The sequence below is a fragment of the Nocardia beijingensis NBRC 16342 genome, assembly GCF_001612785.1.
Classification (GTDB): Bacteria; Actinomycetota; Actinomycetes; order Mycobacteriales; family Mycobacteriaceae; genus Nocardia; species Nocardia beijingensis.
Window position 1 is genome coordinate 156,265 of sequence record NZ_BDBC01000017.1, and the last position, 25,123, is coordinate 181,387.

Genomic DNA, 25,123 nt, shown 5'->3' on the forward strand with positions numbered 1-25,123 from the left:
CCGTTCGTGAACATCGTTTAGTAAAACCCGTTTACTTTTACTTTCTCAGTGCGACGCGATCAGCGGCGGTGGCTGCCAACGCCGCTGCAAGACCGCGGGCTTCGGCTCGAACAGAGCCAGGTTCACCGAGAACGGATCCGCTTCCGGAACGGGCAACCAGTTGCCCTTCGGGACGCCGGGACCGGGATCGGCCTGCTGCAACGTGAGGTCGAGGGAACCGTCCGGATTGAGCACGACGGGCACGTGGTGGCCGATCGAGTAGATCGCGGCCTCGTTCGGGACCAGATAGTCTTCGGCGTCGTAGACGGCCAGCGCCCAGAACGCGTCGACCGGCGGCAGCTCGCCCGGCGCGAAGTGCAGCCGGAACGGGCCCGCCCCCGCGGGCACCGCCGTGAAGAGGAAATGCGCGTCCTGCGGCAACGGCATGCCGAGTGCGCCGAACGCGGTGACCGCCCGCAGCAGATAGTCGGTGCCGTACCGGCCCGCACCCAGGTCGGACACCCAGCCGTTCTGGTTCACCGTGTTCGGGCCGAGCGTCACCGGGAGCTGCTGCTGAGCGGTCCGCACCGCGGCGGTCAGGTCGGCATCGGAAATGCCTTCGACCGCGCCACCCGGCCGGATCCCGATCTTCTCGAAGCGCCGCATCGCGGGCTCGTCCGCGGGCGCGGGCGGGTCGGTCGACATCAGCCCGCACATCCGGTCGAAGAACATCCGCGGGTCCATCTTCAGCACTTGGTCGACCGGGCGTTCCCCACTCGCTTGCGCGGGCGACGCGACGGGCGGTTCGGCGCGCGCCGTCCAGGCGCTCAACGGAACCAGCCGCAACTGCTGCTGGATCGAGCGCACCGCGGGCAGATCGTTCTCGCCGTCGACCTGGATCCGGACGATCAACCACACCGTCGGCGTCGGCATCGGCAACGGCGTGAGATCCTCCGGCAGCGCACCCGACCAGCCCGGCCCGGTCACCACATAGGTGTACGGCGGCGTCGCCGACCGCGCCTGCGGCCGGGCGCCGCTGGGATCGTGCACGTTGTTCGTCCAGGCATCCATCACCTGGGCCAGCCAGAACCGGCCGCCGTCCATCGCGGGCACGCTGAGCACCATCGGCTCGTTCGCCACATCGAGCCACGCGGTGGAGTGCAGCGTGTCGGGGTCCGGCCGCGCCACGGACCGTTGCGCGGAGGTCGGCAACGAAGTGGCGTGCTCGAACTGGTTGACCGGCGTGGCCGCTTCCGACGTCCTGCGGGCGACGTCCGTCAGCACCAGCGGAAAGCCGAACACGTAGGCGTCCTTGGCGATCGCCGCGGGGTCGCCGGTCACGGTCTGGTCGGCCGACTCGTTCTCGTGCGATCCGCCGCACGCCGCCACGCCGAGCGCGGCCGCCGACGCCATGCCGAGCACGGCGCGCCGCGACAGCGCCGGATCGCGGTGGGTCCAGTCGTCCATGGTCCGGTTCCGCCTCCGATGCCATCGGTCGCCGCGTCAGCTCCGTCCCGGAGTATATCCGCCCATTTGCTGAAAAGTAGCTGACTGATCGTCCCCGGTCACTTGGACGGCGTCGCGTGCACCGGATCAGCGCACCGGCGACAGTGGCGGAGGACGCCAGCGCCCCTGGATGGCCTCCGCCTTCGGCGCGTACAGGCGAAGGGTCAGCGAGAATTGCCCGGTTTCCGGGATGGGCAGCCAGTTCCCGGCGGCGACGTCCGATCCCGGGTCGGTGTACTGCAACGCGATGTCGGCGGACCCGTCGGGGTTCACCGCCACCGGATCCGGATGGCCGACCGCGTATATCCCAGCCGGATTGGGCACCAGGTAGCTCTCGGCGTCATAGGCGGTCAGCGACCAGAAGTCGTCGACTGGCGGCAATTGGCCCGGCGCGAAGTGCAGCCGGAACCGGCCCGTACCCGCGTCGGTTTCCGTCGAGGCGAACAGCGTCGGATAGAAGGCGGTCTCGGCCAGGCCCGCGCCGAGCGCGATCTGGGCGACGGCGGCGCGCAGGAGGTAGTTGGTGCCGAACCTGCCGACGTCGGGATCGACGAGCCAGCCGTTCTCGTTGACCGTCCTGGCGCCCAGGTACACCGGAATCTGCTGCTTGGCGGTGTTCACCGCCGCGGTGAGTTCGGTCTCCGAGATGCCGCGGACCGTACCGCCCGGCCGGATGCCGATCTTCTCGAAGCGCCGCATCGCGGGCTCGTCACCGGGCGAGGGCGGGTCGGTCGACAGCAATGCGCACATCCGGTCGAAGAACATCCGCGGGTCCATCCCGGCGACCCATTCGGGTGGCGGCTGCGCACTGGCTTGCCCGTTCTCGGCGGGCGCGGGCGGCTCGGCGCCCGCCAGCCAGGCGCTCAACGGAACCAGCCGCAACTGCCGCTGGATCGAGCGCACCGCGGGCAGATCGTTCTCGCCGTCGACCTGAATCCGGACGATCAACCACACCGTCGGCGTCGGCATCGGCAACGGCGTGAGATCCTCCGGCAACGCACCCGACCAGCCCGGCCCGGTCACCACATAGGTGTACGGCGGCCGGTCCGATTTCGATTGCGGCCGACGGTTGTTCGGGTTGTGCGCGTTGTTCGACCAGGCGTCCAGCACTTGGGCCACCCAGAACCGTTCGCTGTCCATCGCGGGGACGCTCAGTACCATCGGCTCGTTCGCGACATCGAGCCACGCGGTCGAACGCAGCGTGTCCCGGTCCAGCCGGACCATGTCGCGCTGCGCGGGGGTGGGCAACGCGGACGCGTGCTGGAAACGGTTGATCGGCGTGACCGTCTCCGCCGCCATCCGGGTGACGTCCAGCAACACCAGAGGGTAGCCGAATACATAGGCGTCTTTGGCGATCGTGGCGGCGTCACCGGGGGCGGAATCGGTCGCGTGATCCTGCGCGGATCCGCAGGCCGCCAATCCGAACGCGGCCACCGACGACGCCGCGATGCCCAGCGCCCTGCGCCGCGACACCGTGAGCTTGTCCTCGGTGCTCTCGTCCATGATTCGCTCCGCCTCCGATCCTATCGGCAGGGCGAGATCCGCACCGGAGCACGACCGCACTCACGGCGGAAACCGCGTGGGAAGGCGTTCGCGGATCGCGGATCGATCGTGCTCCGACCAGCCCCGATGGCGATCACGGCGCAGGTGCGGCCTGTTCACCGCGTGTTCGCCGCCCCGGCGGGAACGCGGGAAGCAGCGCCGCACCGGCCGCGCTCAGAACTCCAGGACGGTGTTCATGATGGTTCCCGCGCTGGTGGCCACCACCCCGCCGATCATCGCACCCGCGATCATCTTCGGTGACTGCAATCCGCCGCCGCTCCACTTCTCCCAGGCGAATCTGCCGCCCGCGTAGATGATGCTGACGATGCCGGAGGCGAGAGCGAACCAGGTCAGATACCGGACGAACTTCAAGAGCTTGTCCGCCAGGGGCGGCGCCTCCGGGGTCGGATTGCCGATCTGCGCCAATGTCGTGAACGAATCGCCGACCGACGCCAGAATGATGCTCACCGTTTACTCCCTCTACGCTCGAATACAACCCTGCCGCCGACCAGCCGCTTTGCGAAAGCCGTTCGACCACCGATGAATTCGGCCACGAACCAGGATACGGGCACGGACGCCACCGCGGTGTGCGCACTGCGTGCGACGTTCGCGCCCAGCGGTGGAACGGGCAGCACGCTCAGCGGTTCGGCTACCCGGCCGATGGCGCGGGAAACACGAACTTCCCTGCGCTGCTTGGAGGTGACTGCATCGGGGCGACCGAACGGATACGATCTCCTCAGCGAATCACTTGCCCCTGTCCCGAATCCAGAATGAGCGAACGACGATGATCCTGGCCGCCGCTTACGACACCTTGGCGCAGATCGGCAACCCCACTCCAGAAGCACCGCCGATCTCCGACAAGTTCCTCCAACTGGTCCGCTACCTGACGTGGTTCGTGCTCCTGTCGGGCATCTGCGGCATCATCTACGCCGGTGGCCGCTTCGCCTGGGAGAAGTGGACCGGCGGCGGGCTCGAGTCACCGAAGATGGTGGCCGGGGCCATGATCGGCGGGGTGATCGCCACCAGCGCCGGCACCATCATGAACGCCGTCATCGGCTGATCGCCGCGCACCGGAGACACACGTCGTCATAGCTTTTCGCTATGACAATCTTGCAGTGTTCGGCGGGCAGGGCGGCTTCGCGCTCGCCCGCCGCGATGAGCGACGCGCGCCGTCAGCGCAGGACGCCCGCGTGTCGAGCGGCGCGCAGCCAGTCCGGGAACTCCCCGAGCAATCGGGCGTAGAGCTGCGCGTCGTCGACCTGATCGATGTCGTCGAGGGCGAAGAAGCCCGCGTTGTCGACCACCCGATCGGACATTTCGTCCAGCGCGCGCAGCAGACCGTAGTTGGCGCGACCGAGGCCGACGAACTGCCAGAAGGCGGGCAGCAGCGAGGCACGGCGCATGAGCGCGGCGATCTCGCGCTTCTTGGCGAACCCGCCGTCGGTGAAGAACAACACCAGCGTCGGACGGCCACCAGGGCGCAACGAGTCGATGATGTCGCGCATGACCGGTAGTTCGTCGTTGCGGCCGCCGAGCCGGTCGTAATCGATGTCGCCGTGCGTTCCGCCGAGATGCAGATAGGTGCGGGCCCATTCGTCGCCGTGCTCGACGGTGATGTCGGGCAACTTGGCGAAGGAGAGGGCGTACAGGTACGCCTCCAGCGTGCCGTCGTCGTCGAGCTGGGTGGCCACCGGGATCATCCGCTGCACGACGCGATGCACCACTCCGTCGCGGTACTGCCGTTGCATGCTGCCGGTCTTGTCGATGACCAGGATCACCCGGGCCCTGACTCCGAAAGCGGCTTTGTCGACGAGGACTTTCGCCACCTCGCGCTTGCGCAGGTCCAGCGTCGCGCGTTTCTCGAAGGAGAGTTTCGCCTCGCCGGGAACGGTGAAGACCTCCGCCGTCGGGGCAACCCCTGGCCCGGCCCGATCCGGGGAAGGAACGTCCGCATCGGCGGGTTCCTCGTCCACGGTCACGCCGTGATCGGTGACCAGCGCGGCGAACCCGCCCGCATAGCCCTGCCCCACCGCGCGCACCTTCCACGCGCCTTGACGGCGATACAGTTCGAGCGCGATCACTACGGATTCGCTGCCCAATCCTTCGATGCGGTACTCGTACAGGCTGTTTCCCGCCGGGTCGGCCACCGTGGCGACCGGAGGCGCGAACCGGCCGAAGGTCTGCGCCGGATCGTCGAGTGTGAGCACCGCGCGCACCTGCGCGATGTCGGCGGGCAGATCGCCGAGTGCGACCGAGAGCACGCCAGGGGTTCCCGCGCCCAGCGACACGCCCGGCGCGTTCGGCTGATTGAAGAACACGAAATCCGCGTCCGATCGCACCCGCCCCGCTTCGGTCACCAGCAGCGCCGACACGTCGACCGCGGCCTCGGTGCGCACCGACACCAGCAGGTGAGCCGCGTCGAGTACACCGTTCTGTCCCTTGACCAATGCCGTGCCCACCGAGACTCCCAGCCGTCGTCACCCGAGAAACGCCAACCGGATCAGGGTAAGGCCGCCCTCGGGTACGTGCGGAGTGTTCGCCGCGCCGCTATCGGTTCGGCCTCCGGCGAATTCGGCGTAGTGCGCGCCCCACCGTCATCGGACGCCGGTGCCGGTCAGCGTGGCCATCGGCGGCCGATCGGGCGCGGGGGCCGCTCCCCGCACCGCACGCCAGCTCGAGCCGTCCGGGAGATACTGGGTCAGCGCGGCGCCCGAATCGGGGATGCCGAGCCGGTCGAGCAGCGTCGCGATCACCTGCCTGCTCATCTCGGCCAGCTCGTGCAGCGGCCGATTGCGGTGCGCCCGGGCGCCGAGATCGACCTGCCCGATGGCTCGGGCCCCATGCCTGCGCCAGGTGTCGATCAGAATGCCGATCTCGACGCCGTAGGCGGGTGCGAAGGGCAGCGACCGCAGCAGCTCCCTGGTGGCCGCGTACTCCCCGCCCAGCGGCTGGCGCAACTCGGCCAGTTCCGGCGCGAGCGCGGTGAGCAGCGGCCGGGCCACGAGCTGGGTGACGCGCCCGCCGCCGTCCGCGGCGGCGCCGAACGGGCGGCGGTAGAACCCTTTCACCAACCGCAGCCGGTCGTCCGACAGCAACGGCGCGAGCAGCGACGGCACGAAACCCGGGTCGGGAGCGACCAGATCGGCGTCGACGAACACGATGAAATCGCCGGAGGCCACCGCCAGCGACCGCCACAGCACCTCGCCCTTGCCAGGACACGGCGGCACGGCGGGCAGCGCCTGTTCCCGGGAATAGACGGTCGCGCCCGCCGCTCTGGCGCGGGCGGCGGTCCGGTCGGTGGAGCCGGAGTCGAGCACGATCAGCTCGTCGACCAGGGTGCCGACGAGGTCGCGGATCGAGGCCACCACATCCGCCACGGTGTCCTCCTCGTTCAGCGCCGGAACGACCACCGAGACGGTGCGGTGCCGCTTGCGTTCGAGCAGCTCGTCGTGCGACCACGCGTGGTCGTAGTGGACGATGCCGGGCGCGGGCGAGGTCACCGTTGCTCCCCACGCGGCAGCGCGAGACTGAGCGCCACGAGCACCAGCGCGGTTCCCGCCACCACCCACAGCACGGTGACGCAGGCGGCGAGGAAGGTGTGCGCGGCGGCGATCCGGCCGGCCAATTCCGCCCCCTCGCCGGGACAGGTGTGCGCGTCCAGGTGCGGGGTCGGCGAACGCAGCGCCGATTCCGCGCAGTCGGCGAACGACGTGACGACGCCGTCGCGCTCCGCGGTCGTGGCCGATGAGGTCGAAAGAGTTTCCGCGAGGACGGCTTTCGCGTGCCCGACACCGAGGTCGGTGTCGGCGTCGACCCGGCGGAAGAACAGCGCCCCGAGCACAGCGACGCCCAGCGAACTGCCGATCTGCTGCACGGTCGGCACCGTTCCGGACGCCGAACCGGTCGCCCGTTCCGCGACGCCCGCCATCATGGCCGCGGGCAGCGGCGCGGCGAACAGCCCCATCCCGGCTCCGGCGGCGAACACCGGAACGGCGAGCCGCCGCAGATCGATCGCCGCGGCATCGGGATCGACGGTCATGGCGACGACGACGATGGCGACCGCGAACACCAGCACACCGAGGGTGAGCCCACGGTTGCCCAGCCGCGCCACCAGGATCGGCGAGGTGAGCGCGCCGCACGCGCCGCCGATGGCGAAGGGCAGCACGAGGATCCCGGTCCGCAGCGCGGTGAATCCCAGCCCGGATTGCGCTGTCACCGACACGGTGAACAAGAACGCGGCGAAGATCCCGAAGAACGACAGGGTGAGCACGGAGCCGACCGCGAAACCACGGTCGGCGAAGAGATCGATCCGCAACAGCGGGCTCTCCCCGGCCCGCGACCGCCTGCGCTGATGCCAGACGAACACGACGAGCAGCCCGAGCCCGGCGCCGAGCAGCACGAACAACTGGGGCGGCCAGCGCTGTTCGCGCCCGGCCGCGAGCGGGTACAGCACCGCGACCAGCCCGGCGGTCGCCAGCAGCGCGCCCGCGACGTCCAGCGGTTCCCGGTCCGGTGGCCTGCCGACGTGCAGATGCCGGTGCGCGAGCAGCAAGCCAAGCACGCACAGCGGAACGTTCAGCAGGAAGATCGCGCGCCAGCCGAGACCCAACGGGTCGGAGGCGATGATCGCGCCGCCGAGCAACGGCCCCACGATGGCCGCGAGGCCGGCGGCGGCGCCGTAGAGCCCGAAGGCCAATGGCTGCCGAGCCTTCGGAAAGACCGCGCTGATGATGGCGATGACCTGCGCGGACATCGCGGCGGCCGACAGACCCTGGACAGCGCGCGCCGCGATCAGCTCACCGGGCAGGTGCGCCAGGCCGCACCACACCGAGGCCATGGTGAACGCCGCCATGGCGCCGAGGAAGACCCGCCGCCGCCCGGCCGACTCCCCGACCCGCGCGGCGGTCATCAGCGTGCCTGCGAAGGCCAGGCTGTAGCCGGCCACGACGAACACCTGTGCCGAACCTGGTGCAGCCAGATCCGTGGCGATGCTCGGCAGCGCGGTGTTGACGATCGTCATGTCCAGCATCTGCATGAACACCGCGAGCAGGCACGCGCCGAGCGCCGCCCACGCCCCCGAGCCGGCGACCGCAGGGGGCGTCGCGGTGGTCGGGCTCGCCGATGTGCTCATGGCAGGGCGCCGACCCGCACCGCGCGGTCGCCTGTCGCGGCGACCTCGGCCACGATCGCCGTCATGGCGGTGACGTAGCGCCCGATCGCCTCGTGCGCCCGCGGGGTGTCCGGGAACAGCAGGCTGAGCGTGGTCACATCGTTGAATCGGTTGACCCAGATGTAGACCTCGCGGGAACTGCCGCGGTTGGCGAACATGCCGCCGTCGATCTTGTCGAACATCTCGACGCCGGCCATCTTGCGAATGTCCAGGTAGGACAGCATCCGCGCGGACCAGCCCGGCCGGGTGCGGATGCCGAGCCCTGGCGGCGCCAGTTGCAGTGCCCGGTGCAGGGACACGTCGGTCAGGTCCTTGCCCTGGTCGTATGCCCGCTGAGCCGCGGCCACCACGTCCGTGAACGACTGGTCGGCGCCCACTGGGAAGGCCACCGGGATGAGGTTCGTGTACCACCCGACCGATGCCGCCTCACCATCGGTACGGCGGGTGTTCACCGGCGTGAGGCCGAAATACCAGTCGCCACCGGCCAATTCGATTTCCGCGAGCGCGGCCGCGGCGAACAACCCTCCGGTGAACCGTCCGTCGTGCGCGCGGCAGACCTGCTCGAAGCGCAGCGCACCCGGTTCATCGATGAGAACGGTGGTCACCTGCGCGCCCCGGATGTGCTCGTCGCCGTCGACCCACAGATCCACCGGGAAGCCGGGAACGTCGCCGCCGTTGCGCCGCAGCAGATCCAGCCAGACGGCGATCTGCGGCGAGTCGGCGGTCAGCTCGGCGCTGTAGCGGCGCTCGCGCTCGCAGTACGCGATGTGACCGGTCACCGGCGCGGGCGCCAGGTTGCCGCCGGACAGTTCACTGCCGTAGAGGGTCAGCAGATCCACACACGACAGCGCCTGGGCCACACCGTCGGTGTGCAGATGATCCACCGCCGCGTACACCGTGAACGACTCCGCGTGCTCGATGACGCCGAAACTGAAGCAGTCCCAGTCCAGCGGGCCCGGCGTCTCGGTGAGGACGTGCGCTCGGATGGCGTCGCTGTCGGTGTAGACGCCGTGTTCGGTCGCCACCACCCGGATGTCGGCGGGGTCGAGCACCCGGCGTTCCACCCGGTCCTCCCCGGTCAGGACGAACCAGCTCCAGAATGTGTCGTGCCTACGCAGGAAGGCCTCGACCGTCCGGGTGAACGCGGCATGATCCGGGACGCCGGGAATCGTGAACGCGATCATGCACACCCGCGAAGTGCGCACGCCCGCACCGGCATTGCGGTGGGTGGTGCGCAGATATTCCTCCTGCTGATGCGACGGCGGCGAAGGATGAACCGGGGCGCGACGCGCCGCGGCGAGCGATTCCGGCGCCGCACGCCAACTGGTGAGCTTTCCCGCCGCTGGCTGCCATTCGTCGATGAAGCCGAAATTGACCACAGGTGTTCTCGATTCGTGCTGGCGAGGATAAATCCTCGGCTGAACCCCCATGAAAGTTAACGACTCCGGTCGTCCGACGACCATATGCTGCACGGAATCTTGTGACCGCCACCAGCCGACCGCGCCGACGGCTCGTCGAGTATCCCAAGAATGCGCGCGAGTGCTTGCCGGACGTCGCGACCGCGCCCTACGTTCGCCACCACGAAATGCACGAACCAAGTTCGGAGGTCTTGCGTGCGGGCTCCAACGACATGCAGGCCCGGCGCGATCATCACCTCGATCGCCGTCGCCATCACGCTCGCCGCGACACCGCTGGCACCACACTGGCCTGCGGCGACAGCCGAACCGACGGCACGCGAACCGGATTCGCGTGCCGCCACGGATGGCGCCCGAGTGGTCGGCGTCGGGCCGGGCACGGGTCGTCTGATCGAAGTGCAGGTCCATTCCGCCGCGATGGGCGCCACCGTCCCGGTGAAAGTGATCCGCGCACCGGACAAATCCTCGCCCGCGCCGACGCTGTATCTGCTCAACGGCGCCAGCGGAGGCTCGGAGGGAAGCAACTGGCCCAACCGAACCGATATCGAGGATTTCTTCGGCGACAAACAAGTCAATGTCGTCGTGCCGATGGGAGGCGAAGGGAGTTATTTCGCGGATTGGCGGACCGACGACCCGGTTCTCGGCAGGCAACGCTGGACGACATTTCTCACCGCGGAACTGCCGCCGCTGATCGACGCCGCTTTCGGCGGCAACGGCGCCAACGCCGTAGCGGGCATCTCCATGGCGGCCACGTCGGTATTCCAGCTCGCCCTCAACGCGCCGGGGCTGTATCGGGCCATCGGCTCCTACAGCGGGTGCGTCCGCACCAGCGACCCGCAGGGCCAAGCCATGGTCGCCGCCGTCGTCACCCACTGGCACGGCAACGTCATGAACATGTGGGGCCCGCCCACTGATCCGCAGTGGGCCGCCAACGACCCGTACCTGCATGCCGAACAATTCCGCGGCACCGCCATCTACGTCGCCACTGGCACCGGCATACCGGGCCCGTTCGACCGGCCCGACGGGCCCGGCATAGACGGGAATCGCGGCAAACTGGTCGACCAGCTCGTCACCGGCGGCTTCCTGGAGGCGATCATCAACCAGTGCGCGCACGACTTGAGCAATCGGTTGCGCGCACTGAACATTCCCGCGACGTTCGACTTCCGTCCCTCCGGCACGCACTCCTGGGGCTACTGGCAGGAGGACCTGCACAACTCGTGGCCACTCATCGCCGCCGCGCTGGCGGCCTCTCCGACCGCCGGATAACCGAGGCCGGTGTCATCGCGGCCGGGACGACTCCGCCGCGCCGGTGATATTCCGCGCCATCCCGCCGAAGATGACCGCATGGAACGGCGCGATGGATTTCCAGTACAGGTGCCCGGCGAGCCCGTGCGGTTCGAACACCGCGCACTGGCGGTAGGTGGCGCCGGGGCCGTCCGGCTCCACGGCGAGCTCGAGCCATGCCCGTCCCGGTACCCGCATCTCGGCGCGCAGGCGCAGCATCCGCGGCCGATCGATCCGCTCCACCCGCCACCAATCCAGCGCCTCTCCTTCGTGCAACCGGTGCGGATCGCGGCGTCCGCGGCCGAGCCCGGCGCCGCCCGCGAGCCGGTCGATCCATCCGCGCAGCGACCAGGCCAGCGGGAAGGAATACCAGCCGTGCTCGCCGCCGATCGCCTCGATCACCCGCCACAGCGTCGCCGGGTCGGCGTCGGTGTGCCGTTCGCGCACGTCCCGGTACAGCGATCCGCCCGACCACTCCGGATCGGTGGGCAGCGGATCCGACGGCGCGCCCGGCGGGTGAGCGTCCGACCACCTGGTCGGCACGTCCAGATCACGAATCCTGCGCAGCGCCAACAGCACCGCCCGCCGGTAACCGGTCCGTCCGTCCGGCGGGTCGGGAATGAGATCCGCGATCGCGTGGTCGCGGCAGACCACGTCGTTGATCAGCGACTCCATCAGCGGGACGGCGATCGCGCGCGGCACCGGGGTCACCAGGTTCACCCACTGCGCCGACAACCACGGCGTCATCACCGGCACCGGCACGATCAGCCGTCGCGGCAGCTGGGCCACCTCGGCGTACTCGCGCATCATCTCCAGGTAGGTCAGCACGTCGGGGCCGCCGATGTCGAACGCGCCGCCTGCGCCTTCCGGCAGCGTCGCCGCCCTGGTCAGGTAGTACAGCACGTCACGAACCGCGATCGGCTGGATCCGGTTGCGCACCCAGCGCGGGGTGACCATCAGCGGCAGACGCTCGGTCAGGTAGCGCAGCATCTCGAAACTGGCCGAGCCGGAACCGATGATCACCGCGGCCCGCAGCACCAGGACCGGCACCGGACCCGCGCGCAGGATCTCGCCGACCTCGGTGCGTGAGGCCAGGTGCCGCGACAGCCGCTGCGCACCGGGGACGATGCCGCCCAGGTAGACGATCCTGGTCAGCCCGGCGCCCGCCGCCTCTGCCGCGACCAGCGTGGCGGCCTCCCGGTCGACCGTGTCGAAATCGGCCCTGGTCAGCGAGTGGACCAGGTAATACAGCACGTCCTGCCCCGCGAGCGCGGCGCGCACGTCGGCGGCCGAGGTCACATCGCCCGCCACCACCTCGACGCGATCGCGCCACGGCGCCTCCGCGAGCTTGCCGGGTGTGCGTGCCAGCACGCGAACCGTGTGACCGGCGCGCAGCAACTCGGGCACCAGTCGTCCGCCGATGTAGCCGGTCGCACCGAACACCACACACCGCACGGCAACCACCCTTCCGATGACCTGCTCAGGTGATGACCGGGGACGCGGGGGTCAAACAGCCCCCCCCCCCCCGGGTCACGCCCATCGGACCCGGATCGGCCGGTTGGGGCGAGCGTGAGCCCTGCTCGATCGCGCGTCGGCGTGCCAGACTGGGCCGGTGAGCGAAACCAGCAAAAGCGACAGACCGGACGCGCCCACACCGCCTGATCGCGGTGATGTCATCGGTATGGGCCTGCTGTGGCTGGCCAAATGGGCGGTGTGCATCGTCGCGATCGCGGCGGGCGCGTGGGTGCTCGGCTTCCTGGTCGCCCGGCTGTGGGTGGTGATCCTGCCGGTCGCGCTGGCGATCGTGATCGCCACCGTGCTGTGGCCGCCGGTGCGCTGGCTCACCGCCCGTGGCTTGCCGCCCGCCGCGGCGGCCTCGATCGCGGTGCTCGGTTTCCTCGGTGTGCTGTCCGGCGTGATCGCCCTGATCGTGCCGTCGGTGGTCGACCAGGCCCCGGAACTGGCCGACAAGGCGAGCGCGGGCGTCAACCAGGTGCGCGACTGGTTGCAGGGGCCGCCGTTGCGCGTTCGCGAAGAGCAATTGAATTCGGCGGTGGACGCGATCGTGTCCCGGTTGCAGTCGAGTTCCGCGCAGATCGCCAGCGGCGTGTTCACCGGCGTGACCACCGCGACGTCGGCGCTGATCACCCTGTTCCTCGTGCTCGTGCTGACCTTCTTCTTCGTCAAGGACGGGCCGCGTTTCCTGCCGTGGCTGCACAGCGTCTCCGGCAGCCGCAGCGGCAGGCACCTGGAGGAGGTGCTCAGCCGGATCTGGGTCGTGCTCGGCGGGTTCATCCGCACCCAGGCCCTGGTCAGCCTGGTCGACGCGGTGCTCATCGGCGCCGGTCTGGTCATCCTCGGCGTGCCGCTGGCGCTGGTTCTCGCGGTGATCACCTTCCTGGGCGGATTCGTCCCCATGGTCGGCGCGTTCGTCGCGGGCGCCCTCGCGGTGTTGGTCGCCTTGGTCGGCAACGGCTTCGTCACCGCGCTGATCGTGCTCGGCATCGTCGTCGCCGTGCAGCAGCTGGAGGGCAATGTGCTGCAACCCGTCCTGCAGAGCAGGAGTATGCAACTGCACGCGGTCATCGTGCTGCTGGCGGTCACCGCGGGCGGCTCGCTGTACGGGATCGTCGGCGCGTTCCTGGCCGTGCCCGTCGTCGCGATCGCCGCGGTCATCTTGCGCTACGTCGGAGAGCAGATCGACGCGGCCACCGGTACGCGACCGGAGCCGGACAGCGAGCCCGCGGACTGACGCGGCAACCACACGGCCACGCACCATCGTTGCACTCAGTCCGAATGTAACTATCGCCGTCGCCCGCCGCGGTTCCTAGCGTCAGTGGACATGACAACTGATGTGGGCGCCCCGCTCAACGACATCGCCGACGCGACGGCCAGGGCGGTCGCCGACGACCCGGCGAACGCGCTGGTGGTGTTCCGTGCCTCCGGGACTCCGGAGGGGACGGTGGGCAGCGCGATCTCCCTCGGCAAATACACCGTGCGCGTGGACGAACCGCCCGCGCTCGGCGGCGCGGACACCGCGCCCAATCCGGTCGAGGTGTATCTGGCGTCGCTCATCGCGTGTCAAGTGGTGACCTATCGGTTCTGGGCCCAGCGCCTCGGCATCACGATCGATGAACTCGCGGTGAGCGCCGAAGGCGATCTCGACGTGCGTGGGTTCTTCGGCTTGGATGAGAACGTTCGCCCCGGCTTCCAGGCGGTGCGGGTGACGGTTCGCATCGGCGGCCCCGAGACCGCGCAGCGCTACGCCGAACTCCAGCAGGCCGTCGACGCGCACTGCCCCGTGCTGGATCTCACGACCGGGCGCACTCCGGTCGACACCACGCTGATCACCGATTAGCCGCCATCCCCACCAGCTCGACAACGCACAAGAAGGAGGACCTTCCCGATGACCGAACCCGACCCGTCCCAGAACTGGAGCTTCGAGACGAAGCAGATCCACGTCGGACAGATTCCGGACGGCACGACCAACGCCCGGGCCCTGCCGATCTACCAGACCACCTCCTACACCTTCCGCGACACCGCGCACGCGGCGGCGCTGTTCGGTCTGGCCGAGCCCGGCAACATCTACACCCGGATCATGAACCCGACCCAGGACGCGGTGGAGCAGCGCATCGCCGCACTGGAAGGCGGCGTGGCCGCCCTGCTGCTTGCCTCCGGCCAGGCCGCGGAGACCTTCGCGATCCTCAACATCGCCGGGGCGGGCGACCACATCGTCTCCAGCCCCCGGCTCTACGGCGGCACCTACAACCTCTTCCACTACTCGCTGCCCAAGCTCGGCATCGAGGTCTCCTTCGTCGACGACCCCGACGACCTCGAGCAGTGGAAGGCCGCCATCCGCCCGAACACCAAGGCGCTCTACGGCGAGACGATCTCCAACCCGCAGAACCACATCCTCGACATCCCGGGGATCGCGGGCGTCGCGCACGACAACGGTGTCCCGCTGATCGTGGACAACACCGTCGCCACGCCGTACCTGATCCAGCCGCTGGCCCACGGCGCCGACATCGTGGTGCACTCGGCCACCAAGTACCTCGGCGGGCACGGCGCCGCCATCGCGGGCGTGATCGTGGACGGCGGCAAGTTCGACTGGACCGGCGGCCGGTTCCCCGGCTTCACCGAACCCGACCCGAGCTACCACGGCGTCGTGTACGCCGAATTGGGCGCACCCGCCTACGCGCTCAAGGCGCGCGTGCAACTGCTGCGCGACCTCGGCTCCGCGGTCTCGCCGTTCAACGCGTTCCTGATCAGCCAGGGCCTGGAGACGCTGAGTCTGCGGATCGAGCGGCACGTGCAGAACGCGCAGGCCGTGGCCGAATTCCTCACCACCCGTTCCGAAGTCACCTCGGTGTCCTACGCCGGCCTGCCGTCCTCGCCGTGGTACGAGCGCGGCCGCGCCCTCGCGCCGAAGGGCGCCGGCGCGGTGATCGGCTTCGAGCTCGCCGGCGGCGTCGACGCGGGCAAGCGATTCGTCGAGGCGCTGCGGCTGCACAGTCACGTCGCCAACATCGGCGACGTGCGCTCGCTGGTGATCCACCCGGCCTCGACCACCCACTCGCAGCTGACGCCGGAAGAGCAGCTGGCCGCGGGCGTCACGCCGGGCCTGGTCCGGCTCGCGGTCGGCATCGAGGGAATCGACGACATCCTCGCCGATCTGCGTACCGGATTCGACGCCGCCTCCTGACTCGCGTTGTGCCCCGGGGTTGCCGGACCCCGGGGCACTTCGCCTGCCCCCGATGCGGATTCGACGCCGCGCAGCGGGGCGGAAACCCGTTTCGCGCGTGATTTTCCTGATTTCCGTCGACCTGCTTTCGCAGCCACCGCTATTCGGCGCGGTCCGGCGGATTCGATTGATAGCAGCGCGGTTACTCGCCCGCGCGAAAGAAATCGAACTGCCGCGCATCCGTAAGGCTTTCTGAACCGAACTAGAAGGGTAGGTATATGTCCTCTTCAGAATGAGGTGGGTAAGTCCATGGGCATAGCAGTACCCGAAATCGAAACTGCGGCACACCCCTTCTTACGCCGCGCCGCCACTCTGGTCGTCGCGAGCGCCATCCCGTTGTCCTTGGTCGGCGCCGCCGCGACCGCCACCGCCGACCCATCGCTGCCGGAGATCTCCGTGCAGCTCCCGTTCGCCCCCGCGCCCGGCCTCGGCCTCGTCCCGGTGGCCGATCCGGCGGACCCGGGAGCCCTTCCGCCCGAGGTCCTTCCGCCCGCGCCCCCGGTTTCCGCCGGCCGCAACGACCTGAGCGTCAACCGGCCGATGCCTGATCCGAACGTGCTCGCGCCGATCGACCCGCAGCGGCTGCACCTGCCCAACCCCGCCGCCCCGGCTCCCGCGGTCGCGCCGATCGAGGCGCCGCCCGGCACGCTGCGCGTGGGTTCGGTGGTGATCGGCCGCCCTGATTTCATGACTCCCGAGCAGGGCAAGATGTTCAACGACGCGATCGCGGGCCCGGAAGCGGGCATCGCGCAGACCCTGGATTCGGCGGGCTTCGATCCGTCGCGTTCGGACCGCATCGCCGCCGACCTCATCGGCTCCACCGCCATCGGCGCCTCGGTGGGCAGCATGGTGGCCGCGCCGGTCGCCTCGATCGGGGCGGTCATCGGCGCGATCTGCGGCGCCATCGCCGGCCTGCCGATGATTCCGACCGGGACGATCGCCGTCATGGCCTTCGGCGCCGCGATCGGTTACGGCTTCGTCGCCTCTCCCGCCATCGCCGTCGGCGCGGCCGTCGGCGCGGGTGTAGGTGTGCTGCAAGGTCTTTTGACGCCGCCCACGGTTCCCGCGGCGTAAGCCCCCGCGCCGGAAACCGCGCATCACGCGGAGTCGGCCCCGATTTCGAATAGGCAAGATTTCCGCGAAGACCCGGTTTCCGCCGGGTCTTCTGCTTTTCCGCGGAAATGGCCGATGTTTGGCCGCCCGATAACGGGCTACTGCGAAGAAGACCGGCTGAAGATGGCCGGCCGGTCGCTTCAGAAGGAGGTTGTGACATGAGCGCAGTCGACAAAGCGAAGAACAAGACCGACAAAGTCGCTGGTCAGGCCAAGGAAAAGTTCGGCGAGGCGGCGGGCGACCGGGGGAAGCGCGACGAAGGCCGCACCGACCAAATCAAGTCGGACCTGAAGGACGCGGGCGAGAAGGTCAAGGACGCCTTCAAGCACTGACCGTAGCGCCGCGCACGGAGCGCACGCGAGCTGAGCGACGCGCCCGGCCGAAGCGCAGAGGGCGGATGGCCGCATCGAGCGGTCATCCGCCTTTTTCTTCGCAGCAACTGGTCCAACCAGTTGACGTGTTGACCCCCGTGCGCGACACTCGGCGGCATGGAATTCGCCGCGGTCGCCCGCACCGCCGTCTCCGATGTGGTGTTCGGCCAGATCATCGACGCGATCCTGAGCGGCAAGCTCGCCCCCGAGGCGACGCTGCCCTCCGAGCGCGAGCTGGCCGAGATGTTCCAGGTGAACCGCCACGCCGTCCGCGAAGCGCTCAAGCGCGTCCAGCAGAGCGGGCTGGTGCGCGTCACGCCGGGCGGCAAGACCCGGGTGCTGGACTGGCGCTCGCACGCGGGCCTGGACATCCTCACCGCGCTCACCCGCTCCGGCGCGGTGCCCGCGCGGCGGATCCTGCACGACATCGCGGTGATGCGGCGATCCGTGGCCGCCGACGCGGCCCGCTTGTGCGCCGCGCACGCCGACGCCGACCAGCTGGCGGCGGTGCGACACGCCGCCGAGGCCTATCCCGACGCCACCGCGCCGTTCGACGCCGTGGTGCAGGCCGATCTGGCGTTCTGGGTGGCGATCCTGGACGGCTCCGGCAACCTCGCCTACCGGCTGGCGTTGAACACCCTGGTCGCGGGCTATTTCGGCATCGGCATGGAACTCGTCGCCGAACTCGGCCTGAACAAGGAATACATCGATCCCGGCGCGCATCGCGCACTCGCGGAGCACATCGCCCGCCGCGACTCGGCCGCGGCCTACGACACCGCGTACACCCTCCTCACCCGCTTGGTGGACGCCCAAGCGACACCGGAAGATTGACCCCTTGTTCGACCTGATCGCCCACGCCATACCAATTTTCGTGCTCTGCCTCGCCCTCGAGGCGGCCTCCTTCCATCTGCTGCCCGACGACGACCAGCTCGGCTACCAGTTCCGCGACGCGCGCACCAGCGTGCTCATGGGCTTGGGGAACGTGGTGGTGAATCTCGGCTGGAAACTCGTGGTCGTCGCGGTATACGCCGCGGCGTACCTGGCCGCCCCGTTTCATCTTCCGGCGGATCATCCGCTGACCTGGGTCGCGCTGTTCTTCGCCGACGAGATCGCCTACTACTGGTACCACCGCACCCACCACACGGTGCGTGTGTTCTGGGCCAGCCACGTGGTCCACCACTCCAGCGAGTTCTACAACCTCTCCACCGCACTGCGCCAGCCGTGGACCCCGTTCAGCTCGCTGCCCTACTGGCTGCCGCTGGCGCTGGCCGGTTTCCCGCCGTGGACGATCCTGCTGCAGCAGTCCGTCAGCCTGGTCTACCAGTTCTTCATCCACACCGAGCGAGTGACGACGCTGTGGCGTCCGTTGGAATTCGTGTTCAACACACCGTCCCATCATCGGGTGCACCACGGCTCCAACGAGCGCTACCTGGACAAGAACTACGGCGGCATCCTGATCATCTGGGATCGGCTGTTCGGCACCTTCGAGCCGGAGGGTGAACGCGTGCGCTACGGACTGACCAAGAACATCGGGACCTTCAATCCGGCGCGCGTCGCCACCCACGAGTGGGCCTCGATCTGGCGCGACCTGCGCGGTGCGCCGTCGTGGCGCGCCCGCGGCGGCTACTTGTTCCGCGGTCCCGGCTGGGCGCCCGCCGACTGATCCGCGCCGGCGCGCTCGTCGCCCTCCTCCTCGACGAGCCGCAGCGCGCTCGGCCACCAGATCCTGCGCCCGATCAGGCTGAACAGCGCGGGGATCACCACCGTGCGCACGACGAACGTATCGAGCAGGATGCCGAGGCCGACCACGATGCCGACCTGGGTCAGGGTGATCAGCGGGAGCACGCCGAGCACGCAGAACACCGCCGCGAGCACGATGCCGGCACTGGTGATCACCGCGCCGGTCACCGACACCGCCCGCACCATGCCGTGCGTGGTGCCGTGCCGAGGGGTCTCCTCGCGGGCCCTGGTCACCAGGAAGATCGTGTAGTCAACGCCGAGCGCGACCAGGAACAGGAACGCGAACAGCGGCACGCTGATGTCCAGCGCCGGGAATCCGAACACGTGCGCACTCATCCAGCTGCCGAGGCCGAGCGCGGCCAGCGCGCTCAACACCGTCACCGCGACCAGCAGCACCGCGGCGGGCACCGCGCGCAGCAGCGCCAGCAACACCACCAGCACCACGACGAGGATGAGCGGGATGATCAGCTTGCGGTCGCGGCTCGCGGCCGTCTGGACGTCCAGCGCCTGGGCATCGGTGCCGCCGACGATCGCGTCGGCCCCTGGCACGGCGGCCACCGACGCCCGCAGCGCCTCGATCGTGTCGAAGGCGCGCGCGGAAGACGGCGGAGCGTCGATGACCACCGACCACCGGGTGAGCCCGGTCGGCGAGGTGCCGGTCTGCCAGGTCATCACCACGCCCTCCGTGCGGTGGAACGCCGCGTCGATGCCCACCACCGCGTCGCTGCGCGCGAGGACGATCGCGGGATCGGACGCGCCGGAGGGGAAATGCCGTGCCAGGGCGTCGAAGCCATCGACCGACTCCGCGCGAACCCGGAACTGCTCGGTCTGGGACAGCCCCACCTGCGTCGACAGCAACCCGGTCGCGCAGACGGCCAGCACCACGATGGCGCTCGCGGCGACCACCGCCGGCCTGCGCACCACGCGCGCGGCGATCGCGTGCCAGATTCCCTCGTCGGCCGTATCGCGGTCGTCGGCCTGCGGCACGAAAGGCCAGAACACGTTGCGCCCGCACAACGCCAGCGCGGCGGGCAGCGCGAGCAGCACGAACACCACCGCCACCAGCAATCCGAGCGCGGCCATCACGCCGAGACTGCGCGTGCTCGGCACCGAGGCGAGCACCAGCACGAGCAGCGCGGCGACCACCGTCACGTTGCTGGCCAGGATCGCGGGCCCGGCGCGCCGCACCGCATGTCGCAAGGCCGTGCGGTGGTCGGCTTCCCGATGCAGTTCGTCGCGATAGCGCGACACCAGCAACAGCGCGTAGTTGGTGCCCGCACCGAACACCAGCACGCTGGTGACGCCGGAGGTCGAGCCGTCGAAGGTCAGGTCGGTCACGCGCGCCAGCGCGGTACCGGCGCCGGTGGCCACCCGGTCCGCGGCGCCGACCACCGCGAGCGGCACCAACCACAGCACCGGCGAACGGTAGGTCGCGATCAGCAGCACGGCGACGACCACCGCCGTAACCGCCAACAGGGTGACGTTCGCGCCGGAGAACGAGTCGGCGATGTCGGCTCCGAACGCCGGACCGCCGGTGACCTGCAGCAGCAGTCCGTCGGGCAGGCCGTCCCGCGCGACGGTGCGGATGTCGCCGACGCGGTCGGTCAGCGCGAATCCGCTCAGGTCGGCGGTCACGGGCACCTGGCCGATCGCCGCTTTCCGGTCCGGGGAAGCGAGCAGGTCGCTCGGGCCAGGGGTGCGTCCCGACGCGCGGGCCACCGACGCCGCGGTGGCGTTGCGGTCGGCGTCGGTCAGTTCGCCGCCGTCGGCGCGGGTGACCACGATGATCGCCGCGGCCGACCCCGCGTCCGGGAACTCCTCCAGCGCCTGCTCCACCCGCGCGGATTCCGCCGAGGACGGTAGCGCGGTGGGGGCCTGCCCCGCGGACTCGTTCTCGCCCACCGCGGCGATCAGGCCGATCGAGGCCGCGGCGAGCACCACCAGCAGCACCCACGAAGTCCGGGCGGTCACCACCGACGCATAGCGATCCCAAGCGCTCACACCGCAACTCTCTCAGAAACTGAAATATTAAGCAATTGAGACACCGCCTTGAACTACGCTGACGCCCATGTGCGAAAGGATGCCTCGTTGACCGCCGATCCGACCGCCGACAGACCGGACCGCGCCGGACTGGAAGCCGACATCGCCTCCGACATCCGGGCGCTCACCGCGATCTCGGAGCAGATCGGTCAGGTCTTCGCGCGGGCGAACGAGCTGCGCGCGGGCGACTTCCGCGCACTGATGCACGTCGCCACCGCCGAGATCGAGGGCGCGCCACTGACCGCAGGCGCGCTCGGCAAGCTGATGGGAATCTCTTCGTCGGCGGTGACCTACCTGGTCGAGCGCATGATCGATTCCGGCCACCTGCGCCGCGCCGCCGATCCGGCCGACCGCAGGCGGGTGATCCTGCACTACGACGAGCACGGCATGGACGTGGCCCGCGGCTTCTTCACCCCGCTCGGGCAGCGGACCCGCGCCGCGATGGCCGAACTGCCCGACGCGGACTTGCGCGCCGCGCACCGCGTGCTGGTCGCCGTCGTGCGGGCGATGCGCGGGTACCACGGCGAGCTGACCGGCGACTGAACGCCGCCGGGGCGCGCGTCAGTCCCGCAGGGCCTGATCGCGCAGCGACTTCAACGTCTTCGACAGAATCCGCGAGACCTGCATCTGCGAGCACCCGATCCGCTGCGCGATCTGCTCCTGCGACATCGAGTCGAAGAAGCGCATCACCAGCACCTGCTTCTCGCGTTCCGGCAGAGCCGCCAGCAGCGGCTTCACCGCCAGGTAGTTCTCCACGGTGCCGAAGTCGGGGTCCTCGGCGCCGAGCGTGTCCAGCAGCGAGGGACCGCCGGATTCCGAGTCGTCGGTGTCGGAGGCGGCGTCGATCGAGGAGGTCTGGTAGGCGTTGCGGGCGATGAGCGCCTGGGTCACCTCGTTCAGATCCGCCCCCAGTTCCTCGGCGATCTCCCGCGCCCGCGGCATCCGGCCGAGGCGCTGCGACAGGATCTCCACCGTCGGACCGATGGTGGACTGTATCTCCTTGAGCCGGCGCGGCACTCGCACCGACCACGCGTAGTCGCGGAAATGCCTGCGCACTTCGCCCATGATCGTCGGCACCGCGAACGACAGGAAGGTCGCGCCGTGGCCGGGATCGAAGCGGTCGACGGCGGCGAGCATGCCGACCCGCGCGATCTGCAACAAGTCCTCGAAACTCTCGCCGCGGCCGCTGAACTTGCGGGCGATGTGTTCGGCCAGCGGCAGGCACCGCTCGATCACCTCGGTGCGCAGGGCTTCGCGGCGCGGATCGTCCGGAGCCAATGCGGCCAGTTCGGCGAAGAGCGGCTCGATATTGTCGTAGGTATCTCCCCGCGATTTCCGCTTGGAAGCGACCTGATTCGACTCGCTACTCATTATTCGAGCCGCCGCGCACCCACCGGAAGTCGACGACAGTCGGGTAGCCGCCCGCCGCGGCGTCGTGCGCGCCTCGGGTGGCCGACACCGAGTGCGTGAGCGTCGCCACGATGTGCCAGCCGAAACCGGACTCGTCGGGACTGATGTCCGACACCGTGACGGTGGAGACGCGCACGTCCACCGCGTCGTCCTCGAAGCCGAACGCGCACTCCAGCTCCGCGCCGTCCACCGCGTCCAGCACCAGCGCGCTGGCCACCTCGTCGAGGGCGAGCCGGATGTCGGTCACCTCATCGATGCCGAAATCGGCCATGAGCGTGACGGTCTCGGCCAAGGCACGCAACATAGCCAGCTGTTCGGACACCGCGGGCACCCGCACGCTGATCGTGCCGGTCCGCGTCGTCGCGGGAGGAGTCCCCTCACCCTTGCTCATGCACCGCTCCCAGAAGTCGCGCCGTCCGTCGGAGCGCCAAGCCTACGCCCTCTCCTCCGGGCGGTTCGACCGGCCACGGCACAGCGCGCGCGTCTTCGCCGGGGACGGCACGTCGCGCGACGCCGCGACGCGCTCCCAGCGACGGCGTCCGACGCCGATGAACAGCGCGTTCATCGGCGCTCGCCGACAGGCCCGCGCTCGGCATCCCGGCGCTCACCCGGACTCGGCGCGGCCGGCAACCCGGTCCGCTCGGACGGAAGACGGCGCCGGCCGTCCCCGATCGCGCGCACCAGATCGGTGTAGGCGATCTCCAGCTCGGCCAGCCGGGTCCATGCCGCGTGCATGCGCTCGCCACCGGGATCGTCGTGCATGAGCAGATGGAACGCCTCCTCCGCGACGGCGGCCATCCGGTCGATCATCTCGCCCAGGCTCTCGTGGTGCACCCGCACCGCGGGGTCGGCGCTCGGCAGGTGCAGCGCCGCCCAGGTGTCGATCCGACCGACCAGCTCGGCGCGCCGGCGTCGCGTCTCGGCCGTCTCGCGCGCGTCCTCCCGGCACTGCCGGTGTAGTTCGGTCAGCTCGCGCGCCCACCGGCTCACCGGGCCATCCACGTGCTGGCCGCCCAGCGCGCACAGCAGGGCGCTCGGACTCGGCAAGACCGAACCCTCGGACAGCTTTCGCGGTCGCGCACGCTGGACCAGCATCGGCCTACCTCCCCGGCCGACCGCACCGCTCGCGCGGCCGGTCGTCCAAGCCTTCATCAGAACAGCGTTCATTCCCGGTCGGGCATGCCCGCTGCGGGCAGAGGCAAACTCACAGGGGCGCAGTGAGTTCGAGATGGATGCCGTCGGGATCGGAGAACGACAGGATCGCGATGCCGAAATCGGCCATCTCGGTGATCTCCCCGTGCTCGATGCCCGCCGCGGACAGGCGAGCGGCCGCGGCCACCAGATCGTCGCGCGCGGGAACCGTGAAACTGAGATGGTCCAAACCCACCCGCTCGGAATCGAATCGGTCCGCCGGGTCGGCGACCGGGCGCAGGCCGAGCAACATGCCGTTGGCCTGGAAAACCACCCCGCCGAACAGCCGCATCGGGTCGGCGCGCACCGCGGGATCGTCCGGGCTGCCAGGCGATTCGGCGGCGATGGGGAAACCGAGCACATCTCGGTAGAAGGCACGCGACCGGGCGATATCGGTCACGGTCAACCGGATGTGGTGCGTCCCGGTCGTTTCGATCATGGTCACGCTCCCAAGCGGTGTACGGCGGGTCGATCGGCTTCCCCACGCTGTCGGCGGGGCGAACCGTCTCGCGATGACGGTAGGACAGAATCCCGCAGGAACCGAGTGTCGGGAACGACATCTTCGGTACCGTTTCCGACATGGATGTCGTCGTCTTCGTGGTGGACGGCGTAGCCGATTTCGGCTACGCCGCCTTGCTGGAGACCTTCAACACCGCCAACGCCGTGCGCACCGAACTGCCCGACCCGCCGCAGCCGTGGCGGGTGCGCAGCGTGTCGTTCGGCGCCACGGTGCGGTCGGGCCACGGCAACACCGTGCCGACGGTCCCGCTCGACGAGGTCGGCGACGGATTCGACCTGATGATCGTGCCCGCCGTGAACGTCTTGGCGGCCGCGGCGCTGATCGACCTGGTCTCCGCACCCGCCAGCCGTCCGGTGCTCGATCGGCTGGTCGCGGCCCGCGATCGGGGCGCCCACCTCGCCGGGGCCTGCACCGGAACGTTCTTCCTGGCCGAGGCGGGCGTGCTGGACGGCTCCCCGGCGACCACGAGCTGGTGGCTCGGCCCCAGCTTCCGGCGCCGCTATCCCGGCGTCGACCTCGACGAGGGGCGCACGCTGTGCCGCGGCCCGCGCGTCACCACCGCGGGCGCAGCGCTGTCGCACATGGACCTCGCGCTGTCGCTGATCGCGGGCAAGAGCCCGGCGCTGGCCGAACGCGCCATGCGCTATCTGGCAGTGGGCGCGGGACGGCCGCAACGCGAGTTCATCGTGCCCGAGATCATCGCCCGCGGCGATTCCGTCACCGCCGCCTTCGAACGCTGGGTGCGCACCCATTTGGGCGAGAACTTCCGGATCTCCCAGGCCGCTCGCGCCATCGGCGTCACCGAACGCAGCCTGCAGCGGGCCACCCACGCCGAGCTGGGCATGTCCCCCACCGAATTCGTGCACGACATCCGCCTGGAACGTGCCGTGCAGCTGCTGCGCACCACCTCGCTGACGGTGGACGCGGTGGCCGCCAAGGTGGGCTACCTCAATGCCGGAACCCTGCGTGGATTGTTCCGCCGCCGCCGGGGCATGTCGATCTCCGAGATTCGCATGACGCGCGTGTCGTATTGAGCCGACCCACCGGCACGAAGGCTTATCGACCGGTCGCGATCGCTGCCTCGTGACCGCGACGGCGACA

The 25,123-nt window shown here is 69.7% G+C and carries 24 protein-coding genes; 11 read left to right on the forward strand and 13 right to left on the reverse strand.

The features are described 5' to 3' along the window. Window positions 1-45 precede the first annotated feature (45 nt). The 3 genes from NB3_RS11845 to NB3_RS11855 all read right to left on the reverse strand — a co-directional run bounded on the left by NB3_RS11845 (window position 46) and on the right by NB3_RS11855 (window position 3,495). Entirely contained in the window at window positions 46-1,446 is a 1,401-nt protein-coding gene (locus tag NB3_RS11845) for a DUF1254 domain-containing protein (protein ID WP_067800996.1), read from the reverse strand. 126 nt (window positions 1,447-1,572) lie between these two features. Continuing rightward, window positions 1,573-2,988 (reverse strand): DUF1254 domain-containing protein, encoded by a 1,416-nt coding sequence (locus NB3_RS11850; protein ID WP_067801000.1) that lies wholly within the window; start codon window positions 2,986-2,988, stop codon window positions 1,573-1,575. 213 nt (window positions 2,989-3,201) lie between these two features. Beyond that, window positions 3,202-3,495: a hypothetical protein gene (locus tag NB3_RS11855; RefSeq protein WP_067801003.1), complete on the reverse strand. Its 294-nt coding sequence runs from the start codon at window positions 3,493-3,495 to the stop codon at window positions 3,202-3,204. 316 nt (window positions 3,496-3,811) lie between these two features. Between NB3_RS11855 and NB3_RS11860 the strand changes: the two genes are divergently transcribed. Beyond that, entirely contained in the window at window positions 3,812-4,087 is a 276-nt protein-coding gene (locus NB3_RS11860) for a hypothetical protein (protein WP_039796837.1), read from the forward strand. A gap of 112 nt (window positions 4,088-4,199) precedes the next feature. Here the strand turns inward: NB3_RS11860 and NB3_RS11865 are convergent, their stop codons facing one another. The 4 genes from NB3_RS11865 to NB3_RS11880 form a co-directional block, all read right to left on the reverse strand. Next, the gene (locus NB3_RS11865; protein WP_067801006.1) at window positions 4,200-5,486 is read right to left on the reverse strand and encodes a vWA domain-containing protein; all 1,287 of its coding nucleotides are present in this window, start codon (window positions 5,484-5,486) and stop codon (window positions 4,200-4,202) included. A 135-nt stretch (window positions 5,487-5,621) separates the two neighbouring features. After that, window positions 5,622-6,527 carry a glucosyl-3-phosphoglycerate synthase gene (locus tag NB3_RS11870; protein WP_067801009.1) on the reverse strand — a complete coding sequence of 302 codons (906 nt, stop codon included), beginning with the start codon at window positions 6,525-6,527 and terminating at the stop codon, window positions 5,622-5,624. Continuing rightward, complete coding sequence (locus NB3_RS11875) at window positions 6,524-8,158, reverse strand: MFS transporter (RefSeq protein WP_067801012.1); 1,635 nt, start codon at window positions 8,156-8,158, stop codon at window positions 6,524-6,526. The genes NB3_RS11870 and NB3_RS11875 overlap by 4 nt, the downstream gene beginning before the upstream one ends. Continuing rightward, complete coding sequence (locus NB3_RS11880) at window positions 8,155-9,660, reverse strand: condensation domain-containing protein (protein WP_244891866.1); 1,506 nt, start codon at window positions 9,658-9,660, stop codon at window positions 8,155-8,157. The genes NB3_RS11875 and NB3_RS11880 overlap by 4 nt, the downstream gene beginning before the upstream one ends. Window positions 9,661-9,810: 150 nt before the next feature. On the opposite strand from NB3_RS11880, the gene NB3_RS11885 reads away from it, so the two are divergent. Then, on the forward strand, window positions 9,811-10,878 hold the full coding sequence (locus tag NB3_RS11885; protein WP_244891867.1) for an alpha/beta hydrolase: 1,068 nt from the start codon (window positions 9,811-9,813) through the stop codon (window positions 10,876-10,878). Window positions 10,879-10,890: 12 nt separating this feature from the next. Here NB3_RS11885 and NB3_RS11890 read toward each other — a convergent pair whose 3' ends face one another. Further along, on the reverse strand, window positions 10,891-12,351 hold the full coding sequence (locus tag NB3_RS11890) for an SDR family oxidoreductase (protein ID WP_067801019.1): 1,461 nt from the start codon (window positions 12,349-12,351) through the stop codon (window positions 10,891-10,893). 226 nt (window positions 12,352-12,577) lie between these two features. Between NB3_RS11890 and NB3_RS11895 the strand changes: the two genes are divergently transcribed. The 7 genes from NB3_RS11895 (at window position 12,578) to NB3_RS11925 (ending at window position 18,784) form a co-directional block, all read left to right on the forward strand. Next, window positions 12,578-13,648: an AI-2E family transporter gene (locus NB3_RS11895; RefSeq protein WP_084486156.1), complete on the forward strand. Its 1,071-nt coding sequence runs from the start codon at window positions 12,578-12,580 to the stop codon at window positions 13,646-13,648. Between the two features lie 90 nt (window positions 13,649-13,738). Next, window positions 13,739-14,254, forward strand: coding sequence for an OsmC family protein (locus tag NB3_RS11900; protein ID WP_067801025.1), 516 nt, complete (start codon window positions 13,739-13,741; stop codon window positions 14,252-14,254). Window positions 14,255-14,302: 48 nt separating this feature from the next. Further along, on the forward strand, window positions 14,303-15,598 hold the full coding sequence (locus tag NB3_RS11905) for a bifunctional o-acetylhomoserine/o-acetylserine sulfhydrylase (protein ID WP_067801027.1): 1,296 nt from the start codon (window positions 14,303-14,305) through the stop codon (window positions 15,596-15,598). A 288-nt stretch (window positions 15,599-15,886) separates the two neighbouring features. After that, the gene (locus tag NB3_RS11910) at window positions 15,887-16,711 is read left to right on the forward strand and encodes a hypothetical protein (RefSeq protein ID WP_157111734.1); all 825 of its coding nucleotides are present in this window, start codon (window positions 15,887-15,889) and stop codon (window positions 16,709-16,711) included. A 197-nt stretch (window positions 16,712-16,908) separates the two neighbouring features. Beyond that, on the forward strand, window positions 16,909-17,082 hold the full coding sequence (locus tag NB3_RS11915; RefSeq protein ID WP_067801030.1) for a CsbD family protein: 174 nt from the start codon (window positions 16,909-16,911) through the stop codon (window positions 17,080-17,082). A gap of 156 nt (window positions 17,083-17,238) precedes the next feature. Beyond that, a complete protein-coding gene (locus NB3_RS11920; RefSeq protein ID WP_067801031.1) occupies window positions 17,239-17,952 on the forward strand; it encodes a FadR/GntR family transcriptional regulator in 714 nt (237 codons plus the stop codon). Between the two features lie 4 nt (window positions 17,953-17,956). Further along, window positions 17,957-18,784: a sterol desaturase family protein gene (locus NB3_RS11925; protein WP_067801035.1), complete on the forward strand. Its 828-nt coding sequence runs from the start codon at window positions 17,957-17,959 to the stop codon at window positions 18,782-18,784. Here the strand turns inward: NB3_RS11925 and NB3_RS11930 are convergent. Further along, window positions 18,745-20,862, reverse strand: coding sequence for an MMPL family transporter (locus tag NB3_RS11930; protein WP_244891868.1), 2,118 nt, complete (start codon window positions 20,860-20,862; stop codon window positions 18,745-18,747). The two genes, NB3_RS11925 and NB3_RS11930, sit on opposite strands and share 40 nt — an antisense overlap. 87 nt (window positions 20,863-20,949) lie before the next feature. On the opposite strand from NB3_RS11930, the gene NB3_RS11935 reads away from it, so the two are divergent. Further along, window positions 20,950-21,444 (forward strand): MarR family winged helix-turn-helix transcriptional regulator, encoded by a 495-nt coding sequence (locus NB3_RS11935; RefSeq protein ID WP_067801361.1) that lies wholly within the window; start codon window positions 20,950-20,952, stop codon window positions 21,442-21,444. An 18-nt stretch (window positions 21,445-21,462) separates the two neighbouring features. Here the strand turns inward: NB3_RS11935 and NB3_RS11940 are convergent, their stop codons facing one another. From NB3_RS11940 to NB3_RS11955, 4 genes are all read right to left on the reverse strand, one after another. Next, on the reverse strand, window positions 21,463-22,272 hold the full coding sequence (locus tag NB3_RS11940; RefSeq protein WP_067801038.1) for an RNA polymerase sigma factor SigF: 810 nt from the start codon (window positions 22,270-22,272) through the stop codon (window positions 21,463-21,465). After that, window positions 22,265-22,702: an ATP-binding protein gene (locus NB3_RS11945; protein WP_067801041.1), complete on the reverse strand. Its 438-nt coding sequence runs from the start codon at window positions 22,700-22,702 to the stop codon at window positions 22,265-22,267. The genes NB3_RS11940 and NB3_RS11945 overlap by 8 nt, the downstream gene beginning before the upstream one ends. Before the next feature lie 170 nt (window positions 22,703-22,872). Further along, a complete protein-coding gene (locus tag NB3_RS11950) occupies window positions 22,873-23,406 on the reverse strand; it encodes a DUF4254 domain-containing protein (protein ID WP_067801044.1) in 534 nt (177 codons plus the stop codon). Window positions 23,407-23,515: 109 nt separating this feature from the next. Next, window positions 23,516-23,941, reverse strand: a complete 426-nt coding sequence (locus NB3_RS11955; protein ID WP_067801363.1) for a VOC family protein — start codon at window positions 23,939-23,941, stop codon at window positions 23,516-23,518. Between the two features lie 140 nt (window positions 23,942-24,081). On the opposite strand from NB3_RS11955, the gene NB3_RS11960 reads away from it, so the two are divergent. Next, window positions 24,082-25,056, forward strand: coding sequence for a GlxA family transcriptional regulator (locus NB3_RS11960; protein WP_067801047.1), 975 nt, complete (start codon window positions 24,082-24,084; stop codon window positions 25,054-25,056). The last annotated feature ends 67 nt before the right edge of the window (window positions 25,057-25,123 follow it).